The organism is Streptomyces sp. NPDC003284 (assembly GCF_053589675.1).
The window spans coordinates 47,125-63,105 of sequence record NZ_JBSFSI010000028.1 but is presented as its reverse complement, the minus strand read 5'-3'; the positions used below and the strand labels follow the sequence as shown (position 1 = coordinate 63,105).

At 71.0% G+C, this 15,981-nt stretch carries 13 protein-coding genes and 3 pseudogenes; 7 read left to right on the top strand and 9 right to left on the bottom strand.

All coding sequences use genetic code 11. The features are described 5' to 3' along the window. Positions 1-33: 33 nt before the first annotated feature. Complete coding sequence (locus ACWDYF_RS34710) at positions 34-1,704, bottom strand: fumarate hydratase (protein WP_381738306.1); 1,671 nt, start codon at positions 1,702-1,704, stop codon at positions 34-36. A 155-nt stretch (positions 1,705-1,859) separates the two neighbouring features. On the opposite strand from ACWDYF_RS34710, the gene ACWDYF_RS34705 reads away from it, so the two are divergent. Continuing rightward, positions 1,860-2,531 carry a DUF1707 SHOCT-like domain-containing protein gene (locus ACWDYF_RS34705; protein ID WP_389473572.1) on the top strand — a complete coding sequence of 224 codons (672 nt, stop codon included), beginning with the start codon at positions 1,860-1,862 and terminating at the stop codon, positions 2,529-2,531. 99 nt (positions 2,532-2,630) lie between these two features. Next, a complete protein-coding gene (locus tag ACWDYF_RS34700; protein ID WP_037888025.1) occupies positions 2,631-3,008 on the top strand; it encodes a WhiB family transcriptional regulator in 378 nt (125 codons plus the stop codon). Between the two features lie 223 nt (positions 3,009-3,231). Here ACWDYF_RS34700 and glpX read toward each other — a convergent pair whose 3' ends face one another. Continuing rightward, complete coding sequence (gene glpX / locus ACWDYF_RS34695) at positions 3,232-4,266, bottom strand: class II fructose-bisphosphatase (protein WP_018565175.1); 1,035 nt, start codon at positions 4,264-4,266, stop codon at positions 3,232-3,234. A 127-nt stretch (positions 4,267-4,393) separates the two neighbouring features. Here glpX and ACWDYF_RS34690 point away from each other — a divergent pair, with 127 nt between their 5' ends. Further along, entirely contained in the window at positions 4,394-4,918 is a 525-nt protein-coding gene (locus ACWDYF_RS34690) for a DUF4245 domain-containing protein (RefSeq protein ID WP_381738302.1), read from the top strand. Positions 4,919-4,949: 31 nt separating this feature from the next. Here the strand turns inward: ACWDYF_RS34690 and ACWDYF_RS34685 are convergent, their stop codons facing one another. Together ACWDYF_RS34685 and xseA are read right to left on the bottom strand one after the other, a co-directional pair. Then, on the bottom strand, positions 4,950-5,204 hold the full coding sequence (locus ACWDYF_RS34685) for an exodeoxyribonuclease VII small subunit (RefSeq protein ID WP_064534994.1): 255 nt from the start codon (positions 5,202-5,204) through the stop codon (positions 4,950-4,952). 68 nt (positions 5,205-5,272) lie between these two features. Further along, complete coding sequence (gene xseA / locus ACWDYF_RS34680) at positions 5,273-6,541, bottom strand: exodeoxyribonuclease VII large subunit (protein ID WP_389473568.1); 1,269 nt, start codon at positions 6,539-6,541, stop codon at positions 5,273-5,275. Positions 6,542-6,687: 146 nt separating this feature from the next. Between xseA and ACWDYF_RS34675 the strand changes: the two genes are divergently transcribed. Next, positions 6,688-7,704 carry a 4-hydroxy-3-methylbut-2-enyl diphosphate reductase gene (locus tag ACWDYF_RS34675; RefSeq protein ID WP_389473566.1) on the top strand — a complete coding sequence of 339 codons (1,017 nt, stop codon included), beginning with the start codon at positions 6,688-6,690 and terminating at the stop codon, positions 7,702-7,704. Between the two features lie 73 nt (positions 7,705-7,777). Next, positions 7,778-8,530 carry a polyphosphate--glucose phosphotransferase gene (gene ppgK / locus ACWDYF_RS34670; RefSeq protein ID WP_018565180.1) on the top strand — a complete coding sequence of 251 codons (753 nt, stop codon included), beginning with the start codon at positions 7,778-7,780 and terminating at the stop codon, positions 8,528-8,530. A gap of 59 nt (positions 8,531-8,589) precedes the next feature. Here ppgK and ACWDYF_RS34665 read toward each other — a convergent pair whose 3' ends face one another. Beyond that, on the bottom strand, positions 8,590-9,276 hold the full coding sequence (locus ACWDYF_RS34665) for a DUF6542 domain-containing protein (RefSeq protein ID WP_389473564.1): 687 nt from the start codon (positions 9,274-9,276) through the stop codon (positions 8,590-8,592). 176 nt (positions 9,277-9,452) lie between these two features. Here ACWDYF_RS34665 and ychF point away from each other — a divergent pair, with 176 nt between their 5' ends. Then, on the top strand, positions 9,453-10,541 hold the full coding sequence (gene ychF / locus ACWDYF_RS34660) for a redox-regulated ATPase YchF (RefSeq protein WP_018565182.1): 1,089 nt from the start codon (positions 9,453-9,455) through the stop codon (positions 10,539-10,541). 604 nt (positions 10,542-11,145) lie between these two features. Here ychF and ACWDYF_RS34655 read toward each other — a convergent pair. Beyond that, positions 11,146-11,592: pseudogene (locus tag ACWDYF_RS34655) on the bottom strand (DUF6177 family protein); the annotation flags it as partial. A 68-nt stretch (positions 11,593-11,660) separates the two neighbouring features. Here ACWDYF_RS34655 and ACWDYF_RS34650 point away from each other — a divergent pair. Further along, the gene (locus ACWDYF_RS34650) at positions 11,661-11,933 is read left to right on the top strand and encodes a hypothetical protein (RefSeq protein WP_389473561.1); all 273 of its coding nucleotides are present in this window, start codon (positions 11,661-11,663) and stop codon (positions 11,931-11,933) included. Between the two features lie 313 nt (positions 11,934-12,246). On the opposite strand, the pseudogene ACWDYF_RS34645 reads toward ACWDYF_RS34650, so the two are convergent. The 3 genes and pseudogenes from ACWDYF_RS34645 to ACWDYF_RS34635 all read right to left on the bottom strand — a co-directional run bounded on the left by ACWDYF_RS34645 (position 12,247) and on the right by ACWDYF_RS34635 (position 15,807). Then, positions 12,247-14,391, bottom strand: a pseudogene (locus ACWDYF_RS34645) (DEAD/DEAH box helicase). Further along, positions 14,388-15,333 (bottom strand): annotated as a pseudogene (gene brxD, locus ACWDYF_RS34640) (BREX system ATP-binding protein BrxD). Before brxD ends, ACWDYF_RS34645 begins: the two co-directional pseudogenes overlap by 4 nt. A gap of 342 nt (positions 15,334-15,675) precedes the next feature. Further along, positions 15,676-15,807 carry a hypothetical protein gene (locus tag ACWDYF_RS34635; protein WP_389473559.1) on the bottom strand — a complete coding sequence of 44 codons (132 nt, stop codon included), beginning with the start codon at positions 15,805-15,807 and terminating at the stop codon, positions 15,676-15,678. Positions 15,808-15,981: the final 174 nt, after the last annotated feature.

The following is a 15,981-nucleotide window of genomic DNA, read 5'->3' as shown; positions in this document are numbered from 1 at the left end:
GGCGTGTCGCACCCCGCCCGGCCCACCGCACGGTCAGGCCAGGCCCGGACCCCGCACCGGGATGCTGGTGAACGTCGGCGCGGGCGCCGGGTCCTGGAAGAAGTCGTTGCCCTTGTCGTCCACGACGATGAACGCCGGGAAGTCCTCGACCTCGATCTTCCAGACGGCCTCCATGCCCAGCTCCTCGTACTCCAGGACCTCGACCTTCTTGATGCAGTCCTGGGCGAGCCGGGCCGCCGGGCCGCCGATGGAGCCCAGGTAGAAGCCGCCGTGCGCGTCGCACGCGTCGGTGACCTGCTTGCTGCGGTTGCCCTTGGCGAGCATCACCTTGGAGCCGCCGGCCGCCTGGAACTGCTCGACGTAGGAGTCCATCCGGCCGGCCGTGGTCGGGCCGAAGGAACCGGAGGCGTACCCCTCGGGGGTCTTGGCCGGACCGGCGTAGTACACCGGGTGGTCCTTGAGGTACTGCGGCATGCCCTCGCCCGCGTCCAGCCGCTCCTTGATCTTCGCGTGCGCGATGTCGCGGGCCACCACCAGCGGGCCGGTGAGCGACAGCCGGGTCTTGACCGGGTACTTGGTCAGCTCGGCGAGGATCGAGTCCATCGGCCGGTTCAGGTCGACGCGCACGACGTCCCCGGCCTCGTCCAGGTGCGCGTCGGTGGTGTCCGGCAGGAAGCGCGCCGGGTCGGTCTCCAACTGCTCGAGGAACACCCCCTCGGCGGTGATCTTGGCGACGGCCTGGCGGTCGGCCGAGCAGGAGACGGCGATGGCGACCGGGCAGGACGCGCCGTGCCGGGGCAGGCGCACCACGCGCACGTCGTGGCAGAAGTACTTGCCGCCGAACTGCGCGCCGATGCCGATCTTCTGCGTCAGCTCGAAGACCTTCTCCTCCAGCTCCTTGTCCCGGAAGCCGTGGCCGAGCGGCGAGCCCTCGGCCGGGATCGAGTCCAGGTAGTGCGCGGAGGCGTACTTCGCGGTCTTCAGCGCGAACTCGGCGCTGGTGCCGCCGACGACGATCGCCAGGTGGTACGGCGGGCAGGCGGCCGTGCCCAGCGAACGGATCTTCTCCTCCAGGAACTTCATCATGGAGGACTCGTTCAGGACGGCCTTGGTCTCCTGGTAGAGGAAGGACTTGTTGGCGCTGCCGCCGCCCTTGGCCATGAACAGGAACTTGTAGGCGCCGCCGTCGGTGGCGTACAGCTCGATCTGCGCGGGGAGGTTGGAGCCGGTGTTCTTCTCCTCCCACATGGTCAGCGGGGCCATCTGCGAGTAGCGCAGGTTGAGCTTGGTGTACGCGTCGTAGATGCCGCGCGAGAGGGCCTCCTCGTCAGCGCCCTCGGTCAGCACGTTCTGGCCGCGCTTGCCCATCACGATCGCGGTTCCGGTGTCCTGGCACATGGGCAGGACACCGGCGGCGGCGATGTTGGCGTTCTTCAGCAGGTCCAGGGCGACGAACTTGTCGTTGGAGCTGGCCTCCGGGTCGTCGACGATGCGCCGGAGCTGGGCGAGGTGGGCGGGGCGCAGGTAGTGCTGGATGTCGTGGACCGCCTCCTCGGCCAGCTTGCGCAGCGCCTCCGGCTCGACCTTGAGGAACGTACGCCCGTCGGGCCCCTCGGCGGTGGAGACGCCCTCGGACGTCACCAGCCGGTACGGGGTCGTGTCCTCACCCTGGGGGAGCAGATCGGTGTACGCGAACTCAGGCATCTCAGCCCATTCCTCACTCTACGGACGGCCGCCCGTCGACGCCGACGGGCACCGAACAGCGTAGGACCTGCCGCGCGGGGCGGGCTTGTGAGGTCAGGCTCAGTTGCTCGTCCCCAGGGGTGTCGCGATCTATCGTGTTTGGGTACGCTGCTTCCGTGGACCTTCAGAAGCAGACCGCTCCCCCCGTCATGGAGTTGCGCGCCTCGGACGCCGACCGGGACCGCATCGCCGACATGCTGCGCGACGCCCTCGCCGAGGGCCGCCTGACCGCGGACGAGCACGCCGAGCGCGTCGAGGGGGTGCTGAACGCGAAGACGGTGGGTGAGCTGGAGGTCTTCGTCCAGGACCTGCCCGCCGCCCACCAGGGCCGCCCCGCACCGGCCTACGCCCCCCGGCGCCCGGCCGAGGACATACCCCAGCAGGCCGACGAGAACGTGGTGGCGGTGTTCAGCTCCGCGACCCGCCGGGGCCGCTGGCGCGCCGGGCGCAGGGTGCACGCCTACTCGTTCTTCGGCAGCGTCGAGATCGACCTCAGCGAGGCGGTCTTCGAGTACCAGCAGGTCGTCATCAAGGCCGTCTCGGTCTTCGGCGATGTCCAGATCCGGGTCCCGGAGAACGTCTCGCTGCGCGGCACCGGCGGCGGCGTCCTCGGCAACTTCGAGGTGGACACCCTGGACGCCACCGACCCCGACGCCCCCGTCGTCTACGTCGACGGCTGGGCCATCCTCGGCAATGTGGAGGCACGGCCCAAGCGCGGCAAGCTCGTCGCGGACATCCTCGACCGCGTGCAGCGCAAACTCGACAGGCATGTGCGCAAGCACCTGTGAGCAAACGGCCGGTTCACAACTGAGTGCATAGGCCCGCGCACAGCGGGTAGGCCTTGCTGCATCGTCTCTCGCTCGCGAAGCCGTCGTCAGGAGTAGACCGTGCTGCAACCGCCGCCTTCGTCCCCGCAGATCGCCGTCGTTCCGGCCCAGCGGGTGCCGACGCGAGACAGGGACCAAGACGCACCCTGGCACACCGAGGCGGTGTGCAGGCGCGACGAGGCCGGGCTGTTCTTCGCGCCCTCGAAGGAGCCCACCGCCGCCCGGCTCTCGCGCGAGGAGGCCGCCAAGCGGGTCTGCGCCCGCTGCCCGGTGATGGTCGAGTGCCGCGAGCACGCGCTGCTCCAGCCCGAGCCGTACGGCGTCTGGGGCGGCCTGACCGCCGCCGAGCGCCGGGTCGTCCTGGCCCGCCGCCGTCGGCGCGACGTGGAGCTGAAGAACGCCGCCCGCGCCACGGGCCGCATAGCGGCGGCAGGCTGACACACCGGCTCCGCCGCTCCCGGTCTCCGGCCGCCGTCCGGTCTCCCGCCGCTGTCCGGTCGCCTGTCGCTGTCCGGTCCCTGTCGCGGCGGAAACCGTCCGGAGCGTGCGGTACGACTGCGGGGCGCCCCCTCCGCACCGGGAGCGCCCCCATGGCCGTGGACATGGTCGTACGCGCACGTGCTACGACCGCCGCCGACCGGCTGCCGCTGCTGCGCGCGGGCTACTTGGCGCGGTCGAAGTCGATCGCGCTGTACGCGCGCAGCTTGCTCAGCCGGTGCTCGGAGTCGATCCGGCGGACCGTGCCCGACTTGGAGCGCATCACGATCGAGTCGGTCGTCGCCGTCTCCGAGCGGTAGCGCACCCCGCGCAGCAGTTCGCCGTCGGTGATGCCGGTGGCGACGAAGAAGACGTTCTCGCCGGTGACCAGGTCCTCGGTGGTCAGCACCCGGTCGAGGTCGTGCCCGGCGTCCAGCGCCCGCTGCCGCTCGTCGTCGTCCTTGGGCCACAGCTTGCCCTGGATGGTGCCGCCCAGACACTTCACGGCGCACGCCGAGATGATGCCCTCGGGCGTGCCGCCGACGCCGAGCAGCAGGTCGATGCCGGTGCCGTCGCGCAGCGCCAGGATCGAACCGGCGACGTCACCGTCGGAGATCAGCTTGATCCGGGCCCCGGTCTCCCGGATCTCCCGGATGATGCCCTCGTGCCGCGGCCGGTCCAGGACGACCACGGTGACGTCCTCGGGCGTCGCCCGCTTGGCCTTGGCGACCCGCTTGATGTTCACCGACACCGGCGCGTCGATGTCGACGAAGTCGGCGGCCTCCGGGCCGGTGACCAGCTTGTCCATGTAGAACACGGCGGACGGGTCGAACATGGCGCCGCGCTCGGTGGCGGCCAGTACCGCGATCGCGTTGTGCATGCCCTTGGCGGTCAGGGTGGTGCCGTCGATCGGGTCGACGGCGATGTCGACCTCCGGGCCGGTCCCGTCGCCCACGCGCTCCCCGTTGAAGAGCATCGGGGCCTCGTCCTTCTCCCCCTCGCCGATGACGACGACGCCGTTCATCGAGACGGTCGAGACGAGCGTGCGCATGGCGCGGACGGCCGCGCCGTCGGCACCGTTCTTGTCACCGCGCCCGACCCAGCGGCCCGCGGCCATCGCGGCGGCCTCGGTCACCCGGACCAGTTCGAGGGCGAGGTTGCGGTCGGGAGCTTCGGAGGGAACGTCGAGCTCGGACGGCAAGTGATGATGTTCGGTCATCGGAGCGCACCTTTCTGATACGACGACGGCCGGATGAGGGTTATGGCCATGACTCTATCCCCGGGTAGGCACTATGAGCAGGGGACCCCACGGATGAGCGCTCCGGGCACCTGCGACGATAGGGGGCGTGGCAGGCTCGAACGGCAAGCAGAAGACAGTCCGGGGCACGATCCTCTCCCTGATCGTGATCGTGGCGACGGCGGCGGTCGCCTACCTCTTCGTCCCGCACGACGACCACGCCCCCGACATCAAGCGGGTCGACTACCGCGTGGAACTGATCACGGCACGCCGCGCCGCCTCCTACCCGGTGGCCGCGCCCGAGGGCCTGCCCGACACCTGGAAGGCCACCTCGGTCCGCTACCGCGCCGACGAGGGCGACCGCTGGCACCTCGGCTTCCAGGACCCCGACGGCCAGTACATCGCCGTCGAGCAGTCCACGGCCAAGCGCAAGGACTTCATCGACGACGCCAGCCAGGGCTCCCGGGCCACCAAGGTCACCCAGGAGATCGCCGGCCGCACCTGGACCCGGTACACCGGCGGCCGCTACGACGCCCTGGTCAACGAGGGCGCCAAGGGTGCCACCACGGTGGTCGCGGGCACCGCGTCCTTCACACAGCTCACGAAGATGGCGGAGGCGCTGAAGACGTCCTGACGGGGCGGGCGGGTGCGCTCTTCCGCGCGCGCTACTCCTCGCCGCCGTCCGCCGCGTCCGCGTCCTGGGCGGCCTCCTCCGCGAGGGCCGCGTCCAGCCGGGCGCGGGCGCCCTCCAGCCAGCGACGGCAGACCTTGGCCAGCTCCTCACCGCGCTCCCACAGGGCGAGGGACTCCTCCAGGCTCGTCCCGCCCGCCTCCAGCCGCCGGACGACGTCGATCAGCTCGTCCCGCGCCTGCTCGTAGCCCAGCGCCTCGTCCGCCGGTGCCGCCGCCTCGCCCGTCATGTGTCCATCCCTGTCGGCTCGTCCCTGTTCATGGTTCATGAGGGGGTTCATACGGGTCCGTATGCCGCTCATCGGTCCGCGTCCGCGTCCGTGTCTGCGCCTGTGTCTGCGTCCGCGGCCGCGGAAGCGTCGACCCGTACCCGTACGGTGAACTCCCCCTCGGAGACCCGCGCGCGCAGGGTCTCGTCCGCCGTCACCTCGGCGGGATCGCGGACCACATGACCGTCGGCGCGCTGGAGCACGGCGTACCCGCGCCGGAGCGTGGCGGCGGGGGAGAGGGCCACCACGCGCGCGCGGGTGTGCGCCAGCTCGGAGTCGGCGCGGTCCAGCAGATGCCGCAGGGTGCGCCGACTCCGGTCGAGCAGCGCGGCCACCTGGTCCGCCCGCTCGTCGATCATGCGGTGCGGATCCTCCATGCACGGGCGCGCGAGCGCGTGCGCGAGCCCGCGCTCCTCGCGCTCGACGTGCGCCTGTACGCACCTGCGCGCCCGGTCGCGCAACTGCCGCACCCGCTCGGCCTCCTCGCCGACGTCCGGCACGACCTTCTTGGCGGCGTCGGTGGGCGTGGAGGCGCGCAGGTCGGCGACGTAGTCCAGCAGCGGAGTGTCCGGCTCGTGGCCGATCGCGGAGACGACCGGCGTACGGCAGGCGGCGACCGCGCGGACGAGCTGCTCGTCGGAGAAGGGCAGCAGATCCTCCACGCTGCCGCCGCCGCGCGCCACGATGATCACATCGACCTCGTCGAGCGCGTCCAGCTCCTTGACGGCCTGCACGACCTGGGGGACGGCGTGCACCCCCTGCACGGGCACGTTGCGCACCTCGAAGCGGACGGCGGGCCAGCGGTGCCGGGCGTTCTCCAGGACGTCCCGCTCGGCGGCGGAGGCCCGGCCGCACACCAGTCCGATCAACTGCGGAAGGAAGGGCAGCGGCTTCTTGCGGTCCGGCGCGAAGAGGCCCTCCGCCGTGAGGCTCTTCTTCAGCTGCTCCAGGCGGGCCAGCAGCTCGCCGACGCCGACCGGCCGTATCTCGGCGGCCCGCAGCGAGAGCTGCCCGCGCGGGGCGTACCACTCGGGCTTGGCGTGCACGACGACCCGGGCGCCCTCCCCGACGACGTCGGCGACCGCGTCGAACACCTCGCGGAAGCAGGTCACGCCGACGGAGATGTTGTACGACGGGTCGCGCAGCGTCAGGAAGACCACGCCCGCGCCCGGCCGCCGCGCCAACTGCGTGATCTGCCCCTCGACCCACACCGCGCCGAGCCGGTCGATCCAGCCGCCGATGAGCCGGGAGACCTCGCCGACGGGCAGCGGAGCGCCGGGGGACGTGGAGACAGCCATGCCCGCGAGCGTAACGGTCACCACCGACACCGCCGGCATCACCGGCGCCACGGGGACGGTCCGCGCGCCCCCCGGCCGCCGCCCGCCGCCCCGGCTCCCGGGCCGCGCACCCTCGGGATCTTCGGCGCGGTACGGACGGCCTTACGATGGGGGCCATGACTGCTACGTCTGGCCGCCGTGTCCTGCTCGCCGCCCCCCGGGGCTACTGCGCGGGTGTGGACCGCGCCGTGATCGCCGTCGAGAAAGCCCTGGAGCAGTACGGGGCTCCGGTGTACGTCCGGCACGAGATCGTCCACAACAAGTACGTCGTGCAGACCCTGGAGAAGAAGGGCGCGATCTTCGTCGAGCGGACGGAGGAGGTGCCGCCGGGCAACATCGTGATGTTCTCGGCGCACGGCGTGGCACCCGTCGTGCACGAGGAGGCCGCGCGCGGCCGGCTCGCCACCATCGACGCCACCTGCCCCCTGGTCACCAAGGTCCACAAGGAAGCCGTCCGCTTCGCCAAGGAGGACTACGACATCCTCCTGATCGGCCACGAGGGCCACGAGGAGGTCATCGGCACCTCCGGCGAGGCCCCCGACCACATCACGCTCGTCGACGGCCCCGAGGACGTGGCGAAGGTCGAGGTGCGCGACCCGTCGCGGGTGGTGTGGCTCTCGCAGACCACGCTCTCCGTCGACGAGACGATGGAGACGGTCGACGCCCTCAAGGAGAAGTTCCCGCAGCTCATCTCGCCGCCCAGCGACGACATCTGCTACGCCACGCAGAACCGCCAGCTCGCCGTCAAGCAGATGGGCGCCGAGGCGGATCTCGTCATCGTGGTCGGCTCCCGCAACTCCTCCAACTCCAAGCGCCTGGTGGAGGTCGCCAAGCTCGCCGGTGCGGACCAGGCGTATCTGGTGGACTTCGCCGACGAGATCGACGAGTCCTGGCTGGAGGGCGTGAGCACGGTCGGTGTGACCTCGGGGGCCTCGGTGCCGGAGGTCCTGGTCGAGCAGGTGCTCGAATGGCTCGGCGCGCGCGGCTTCGAGGACGTGGAGATCGTCAAGGCGGCCGAGGAGTCGATCATCTTCTCGCTGCCCAAGGAGCTGCGCCGGGATCTGCGCGAGGAGGCGGCGAGCCTGGCGGCCGAGCGCGGCGGCTCGGGCGCGTCGGAGGACTGAGGGCGGACTGAGGGCCGTCCAGGGCCTCTCAGGGCGGCACGTGACTGTCGGTGGCGCGTCGTAACGTGGTGCCATGCAGATCTTCGGTGTGGACATCGGCGGTTCGGGGATCAAGGGCGCCCCGGTGGACCTGGACAAGGGCGACCTGGCCCAGGAGCGCCACAAGGTGCTCACCCCGCGACCGGCGACGCCCGACGGGGTGGCCGACGGTGTCCGGGAGGTCGTCGCCCACTTCGGCTGGACCGGCCCGGTCGGCCTGACGTTCCCGGGCGTGGTCACCGGCGGCGCCACCGTCCGTACGGCGGCCAACGTCGACAAGAGCTGGATCGACACCGACGCGCGCGCGTTGTTCGGCGACCGGCTGGGCGGCCTCCCGGTGACGGTGGTCAACGACGCGGACGCGGCGGGCGTCGCCGAGATGCACTTCGGCGCGGGCCAGGGCCGCAGGGGCACGGTGATCCTGCTGACCTTCGGCACCGGCATCGGCAGCGCGGTCTTCGTCGACGGCGTCCTCGTCCCCAACACCGAGCTGGGCCACCTGGAGCTGGACGGCCACGAGGCGGAGAAGCGGGCCTCCAGCAAGGCCAAGGAGGACCACGACCTGTCCTGGGAGCACTGGGGTCACCGCGTCCGGGCGTACCTCGCCCATGTGGAGATGCTCTTCTCCCCCGAGCTGTTCATCATCGGCGGCGGCGTCAGCCGCAAGTCCCACAAGTTCCTGCCCTACCTGGACGGCATCCGCGCGGAGATCGTCCCGGCCCGCCTCCAGAACAACGCGGGCATCGTGGGGGCGGCGATGCGGGCGGGGGAGAGCGGGGCGGCGTAGCGGCTCCCCTCCGGCCCGGCGGCATCGCTGGCCCACCGGTCTACAGGCAGCCCACCGGTCTACCGGCGGGTGCGGCCGCGCACGCGGGCGGACGCGGACGGTGACACCGGGGAGGACGAGGGCACCGGCCGGGGCCGCTGCCGGGACCGGGCCGGGGCGGCGGAGGCACCGCGCGCGGCCCCCCGTGCGGCACCGCGCCGTACGAGCGCGACGACCCCCGCGAGCAGCGTGCCGCCGTACAGCCACAGGGCCTGGGTGGCGAGGCCGGTCACCAGACCCGTCACCATGCCGAGGACTCCGCTGCCGCCGTCGGCCACGGGCAGTAGGCCCACGGTGAAGCCGAGGGGCGCCACCACGGGCGCGGTCAGCACGTCGCCCGGACGCGTCCAGAACGCGGTGAGGACGCACACGGGCAGGAACAGCACCCCGTAGACGGCCGGCGAACCGCCCAGCAGCAGTGCGTCCAGGCAGCCGAGCACGAGCATGGCCGCACCGCAGAAGAGCCCGCCCCCGAGGCCGGTCAGCCGGGGGTTCGGCGACTGCCGCAGCCGTCGCACGAGGGCGGCCGGGCCGTGCAGGCCCGGCCCGGCGGCGGGCCGCGGCGCCCGCGCGGCCCGGCCGGGCCTGCGCCCTCCTGCCCGCTCCGGGTGGGGAGCGCCGGGGCGGCCCCGGGCTCCTTGTCCGGGCAGGGGCGGCCTGCCGCGTCGCGGTCCGTGCTGCTGGGGTCGCGTCCTGGGTTGCTCCACTGGTCCAACCTAGGTCTGTTTATGTGTTGAATAGGCCGTTTGACACGCCGCACGGCCCGGCGGGACGGGACACCGGCCAAGCGTTCGAACCGCCGCGAGGGGCGGGGCGCCGCACGCCGTAGACTGGTGGATCGGCCGCCTGGCCCCCAGTCTCCTCACGTACGGGAAGTCGCAACGTGTCGCTCACGATCGGAATCGTCGGTCTGCCGAACGTCGGCAAGTCGACCCTGTTCAACGCCCTGACCAAGAACGACGTGCTCGCGGCCAACTACCCGTTCGCCACCATCGAGCCCAACGTCGGTGTCGTGGGCGTCCCGGACGGTCGCCTCGCCCAGCTCGCCTCGATCTTCAAGTCGGAGCGGATCCTCCCGGCCACCGTCGACTTCGTCGACATCGCCGGCATCGTGCGCGGTGCCAGCGAGGGCGAGGGCCTGGGCAACAAGTTCCTCGCGAACATCCGCGAGTCGGACGCGATCTGCCAGGTCATCCGCGCGTTCAAGGACGAGAACGTCGTCCACGTGGACGGCAAGGTCTCGCCCAAGGACGACATCGAGACGATCAACACCGAGCTGATCCTCGCCGACCTCCAGACCATCGAGAAGGTCCTGCCCCGCCTCCAGAAGGAGTCGCGGATCAAGAAGGACGTCGCCCCGAAGGTGAAGGCCGTCGAGGAGGCCCAGGCGATCCTGGAGAAGGGCGACACGCTCTTCTCCCAGGGCATCCTCCAGGGCACCGAGCGCGCGGAGCTGCTGCACGACCTCCACCTGCTCACCACCAAGCCGTTCCTCTACGTCTTCAACGTCGACGAGGACGAGCTGACCGACGAGGACTTCAAGAACGAGCAGCGCGCCCTGGTCGCCCCCGCCGAGGCGATCTTCCTCAACGCCAAGCTGGAGGCGGACCTCGCCGAGCTGGACGAGGAGGAGGCCCTGGAGCTGCTGGAGTCCGTCGGCCAGCACGAGCCGGGCCTCGCCACCCTCGCCCGCGTCGGCTTCACCACCCTCGGCCTCCAGACCTACCTGACGGCCGGCCCCAAGGAATCCCGCGCCTGGACCATCAAGAAGGGCGCCACCGCCCCCGAGGCCGCCGGTGTCATCCACACCGACTTCCAGAAGGGCTTCATCAAGGCCGAGGTCATCTCCTTCACCGACCTCCTCGAAACCGGCTCGGTGGCCGAGGCCCGAGCCAAGGGCAAGGCCCGCATGGAGGGCAAGGAGTATGTGATGCAGGACGGGGATGTGGTGGAGTTCCGGTTCAATGTGTAGGCCACGCATTGCCGTGGATCCGGCGAATTAGCAAATCACCAGGTCAGGCGGGGTTGGTCCGGATTCGAGTCGACCCCGTTCGTGTGCCTGTGGCTGGATTTCCGCTGGATGACCTGACGCTACGTCACCTGTCGTCATCCGTCGTTCTCTGCACGCCGGCTGGATCGCGGCTGGACGTAGCTGAACCAGGAGTCAGTTCGAAGGGGTGGCGCGTATGCCCGCGTGGGCCGAGCGTTTCGGGTGATTGCCCCCTGGGGGCCTGGATGGGACGAACGGCCCTGTCGTCGCCCGCACGGGCAGGCTGGCCGGACGCATGGCGATCCCGCGGGCGCGCCTGGTCGCCGGTTCGGGTCCCGGGCGGGGGACCCAGAACATGGGAACAGGGAATTTCGGTGGCCAGCTCGTGATCCAGACCGTTGTCCGGCTGAACCGGTAGACAGTTGGCAGTGGTCGCAGGTTCGAGTCCCTGGCAGACGTCTCCCGGTGCCGGCGTTCCACAGCGGTCAGCCCGCCCCATCCGCATACCTCCACCCTGACAGATCGAAGTGAGTAACACCCGCATGCAGCGGAGGCGGGCCGCTGGGTCCGGTTGAGCGGCGGCTGTTCAGGACGGTCGGGCAGCTGCCCCGCTTCCACGTTTCAGGTGTTCGTTGATGTGTCGCAGGCGTTGCCAGGCGGCGGGGTCGGTGCCGTCGCCGAGCGGGTAGTGCAGGGCGGGGCGAGTGGCCGGGCCGAGTTGGGTGGGGGTGTGGTCCGGCAGGGCGTTGCGGACATGGGTGATGCCGAGTTCGACCACGGTGTCGGGGCCGAGGGTGAGGGAGATCGGGATCGGCGGTGGTTCGTAGTGGGCCGGAGTGGTCAGGTCCGCGCGCGCTGCACGCAGTTCGCTGATCATTGTGGCGAGGTTGTGTCTGGCCGCGAGGGACTCGGCGAGCTGGGGCAGCAGTTCGATCGGTGCTCGCTCGTCGGCGGCGTAGCCGAGAGCCAGGGTGATGTGCTCCTCTACGCCCTCTTGCGTGTGAGCGATGCGGAAGGCGGCGATCGCGGGGTGGTCGGGGGTGCCGACGGCGACGGCCCAGGTGGGCTGGGACTGGCCCGCGCGAGCGCGGCAAGAACACGATGCCCACCGCCACCACCTACGCCTACCACTTCCGCAAGGTCCTGACCGAGGCGGGTATCACCAAGCCCGACGGCAGCCCGATCCATGAAGTCTCCCGCTGGCTCGGACACCGCTCCATCAAGACCACCGTCGATGTGTACGGGCACCTCGTCCCTGCGTCCTGGGACCGCTGCCGCACGATCATGCAGACCGCGCTACGGCCCGACAGCATGGCCACCGTACCGTCAGACGAAGCATCGGGGACCCCGCACAACCCCGAGGATCCAGTGTGAAATCCCGGTCGCCGACCGGCCGTATCCGGTGGCTGGGCCTTGGCGTCGGCTGACCTCGCCTGTGCTGGGTGGTGTGGGGTCTGAGCGGAGAGCGCGCCCTGCCGAGAGGACCGCCATCCGAGCTGCTCAAGGGCTACTTGCCTCGGGCTTGGCGAAAACGGATGGAGGTTGAGCACCGTCTTGCCCGCCTGGTCACGGACAAGAAGATCGTCACCCCTCGCGGCGCGATGCCGTCGCTGAGTGAGGGCGGGCACGTGGTCATCGCTCGTGGTGTTTCTCACGCCGCCGTGCTCGGTCGACCGGGCGGCCGCACTCAGGGTTCGGCCTGAAGTATGGCGAACCGGACCGGCTCTGCAAGCGTGAAGCGGGCACCCGCCTCGTCCACAGTGCGGGCGGCCAGCGTCGCCTCGGCGAGCCTGACGGGCAGTGCCTCGGCGAACTTCAGGCCGTGCACAGCGCGTCCATCGATCTCGGGCAGGCGCAGGTCTTCCTCTGCCTGCGCCATGGCGTTCGCCCACTGCGTGCGAGTGAGGTCGTCCCGCAGCCGGATCCAGTGGGGATGGGCACGCCGGTGGGGTGACACGGCGGGCAGCAGCGTGGCGTTGGCGCGGTGGCAGGCCCAGGTCCACCACCGGACGTGCCCGTCGGGGCGGCGGGCGATGACGGTACCCCTGGGGTGCACCGTGTCCAGGTGCTCCTCCCTGGCCTGAGCGAGGCATGCCGCGGCCCGCCCGGTGAGGCGCACGGGCGGGTCCTGGCCGAGGAGGACGTCGCGTGCGGCGCGGGTCAGCTCGAAGGAGAGGATCCGCTCGGTACCGAAGCCTGCCCACCGTGCTCGTCCGCCCTCGTCGACCGGGGTGACGAAGCAGCGGCGGCGGCTGAAGTCGATATGGGTCACCTGCCAGCTGCGTCCGGCCAGCAGGAGCCGGCGGGGCCCCTGGACCTCTTCGGTGAGCAGGTCGGGGTCGTTGCGGCCGTTTAGGACGGTGAACTCGGGCGGGGCGGTGAAGACGGCCGTCAAATTCATGAAATGGCGGTGCCCATAACGGTTTTCGGCCTCCGGGTCGATGAACAGCAGGCCCTCGTCCTGGTCGAGGTAGCCCTGTTCGACCAGGTGCCGGACGACAGGTGCCGCTCCGGGGCCGAAGGGGCCGATGCCGCCCCACCACTGCTGCCACAGGTTCTCGCCGACCCGGTGTTCTTGTAGACACAGGGCCAGTAGCTGCTGGGCGACGAGATGGCGTGGCTCGGGCGGCGGGGTGACGGGCTCCACCCAGTTGCGCGACCACTGCAGCAGCAGGGCCGCCGAGCCGAGGAGTCCTGCGTCGTCCAGCGCGAGGAAGAGGCAGTTGCGGCTGCTGCCGGGACGGCGTCCTGTGCGACCCAGCCGCTGGAGGAAGGCGGCGACGGTACGGGGGGGCGTCGAGCTGAATGACCCGGTCCAGGTCGCCTACGTCGATGCCGAGTTCCAGCGTGCTCGTCGAGACGATCACACAGTCTCGTCCCTCCGCGAACGCTGCTTCGGCCCGCCTGCGTTCGTCCACGGACAGTGAGGCGTGCGAGAGGAAGGTTGTGACGCCGCGCAGGTGCGGCTGCTCGCCCAGCTCCTCGACGGTGCGCCTGCTCTCGCAGAAGACGAGGCGTTTCTCGCCGCGGTGAAGAGCGGCGATGACGGTGGCGCCGTTGGCGACGGAGCCGACGTAGTCGAGTTCGATCTCTCCGGCCGGCTGTGTGGCTGCTGCCGGTGGAGGCAGCAGCCGTGCGTCGGGGACGATGACGCGGCCGGGCCGTCGTCCGTGCCCGGAGCCCTGGAGCCAGTCCAGCAGCTCGGCGGGGTTGCCGATGGTCGCGGACAGGCCGATGCGCTGGAGGGGACGGTCCGCGATGCGTGCCAGGCGTTCGAGGACGGCCAGCAGGTGCCAGCCGCGATCGTCCCCGGCGAAGGCGTGGACCTCGTCGATGACGACGGAGCGCAGGCCGCTGAAGAAGGAGCGCTGGGAGTGCTGACCAGCATGGACTCCAGAGACTCGGGTGTGGTCAGCAGGATGTCGGGGCGTTCGACGAGCAGTCGGCGGCGGCGCGAGGTGGTGACGTCGCCGTGCCACAGGTCGGTACTGCGGCCCAGCCAGCCCGCGTACGTCTCCAGGCGCGGGGGCAGGTTGTTGAGCAGGGCCTTGAGCGGGCACACGTACAGCACGCTGGTGCTCTTCCAGCCGCGCCGGTTCATTCGGGTCAGCACGGGGAAGATGGCCGCTTCGGTCTTGCCGCCCGCGGTGGATGCCAGCAGGACGGCGTCCTCGCCGGCGATGAGCGGGGCGACGGCCTCCGTCTGGAGGGGACGCAGGGTGTGCGAGCTGAGGGTGTTGACGATGTGGTGTCCGAGGACGGGGTCGAGCAGATCGAAGGCGTCGGGCGCGCCCCCTTCATCACCGCCCTGGCCGGACGTCCGGTGGCTCACGGCAGCTCCAGAGGGATGTCCGCCGCGCTGCTTGCCGCGTTGAGCTCTGTGTCGCGGAGTTCGCCCGTGTGCAGGGTTAGGGAGTAGTGCCAGCGAGGGTCGAAGTCCTCGAACTCGTCGATGCGGTCCAGGACGTCGGCGACCAGCTTGCGCAGATACAGGCGCGGCGCGATGCCGACCTTGCCGCCGAGTGCTCTGGTGACGGCTCGGGCCAGCTCGTCGAGGTAGGCGCCGTCCGTGCGCGTGGCCAGTCGCTCAGGGTGGCGGGCGTCGGCCGAGTAGATGTCGCGCACCTTGCGCCCCAGTTCGTCGAGCGAGGCGAGGCCGAAGCCCGGCAGCCGCAGCTGCACGGCCCGCGGGGAGTCGAAGCGCGCGTCGCGCGTCGGTGGCGAGGCGCTGGGCGAGGGGCGCCAGGCGCTGTACGCCCTGCTGCCCGTCGTAGAAGGCGGGGGTGCCGGTGATGACGAGGAACAGGCCGGGGAAGCGCCCGGTGTCGATCTCGTCGAGGAGCTGGCGCAGGGCGTTGAGGGACTTCTCCCGTACGTCGCCGCGCACCCGCTGCAGTGTCTCCACTTCGTCGAGGACGAGCAGGAGCCCGGGGTGTCCGCAGTCCCGCAACACGGTGAGCAGGCCCTGGAGGAAGCCGAGGGCGGCGAAGTGGTCGAGGTCGCCGCGGATTCCGGCGGCGCGTTTCGCGGCGGCGGCCACCGACCTCTGCCCGCCGAGCCAGGCGATCAGGGTTTCGGCGGCGGCGCTGTCGCCGACCGCCACGGCCCGCCGGTAGGCGGGAGTGATGCGGGCGACGGCGGCCAGCCGCTGTTCCAGGACCCCGTCGAAGGCGGGCGCGAGCGCCTCCTCGTCGTCATTCCGCCATGTCGCCTCCGGCGAGCGCCTCCTCCTCCAGGGCGTAGAACCAGTTCCGGAGCCTGGGTAAATCGGCATTATTTACCAGGTAGCGGACAGCCTTGTCAATGCAGGTGCGCTGCTCGCAGGTCAGATCGTGGTGGTCGGCCTGGGTGTTCAGGGCGGTGACGGTGTCGGCGGTGGCATCGTTCAGGAGGCGGGCGGCGTGGGCGGCGCCCCAGTCCTCGGCGCCCAGTCGGCGGGGGCGTGGAAGCAGCGGGCTGCGGCCCAGAGCCTCTCCAGGACGTGCACGATGTCCAGCACGATATGGATCTTTATGCCACGGTGGATGGCTTCGGCCTGGATCAGGTCGAGTTGATGGCAGGCGCCGTCGACCAGGACGATCCAGTCGCGCCGGTGTTCGGGATCCCAGGCTTCGGCCTAGTCGAAAGCGGAGGCGATGACCTGCTCGGGGCCGTGCTTGACGGAGCCGGTGAGCCACTTGTGGGTGGCCCGGCGGCCGGGCCGGGGCCGCCGGTTGCCGGTGCGGCCCCCGGCGGAAGCCGCACGCAAGGGCTGGTCGTGCCGCACCGGCTATGACCTGCGGAGATTCGCTGGTTGTGACGATGTCTAGGCGGCTGCCCAAGACCCGGGTCGGATGAGTTGCGGCGATCGTGCGGGGACGGATGACGACGCTCGCGGCAGGGCGGCGCGGTGCGACTGTCTCGGGGAGCGTTGGTCCGGTGG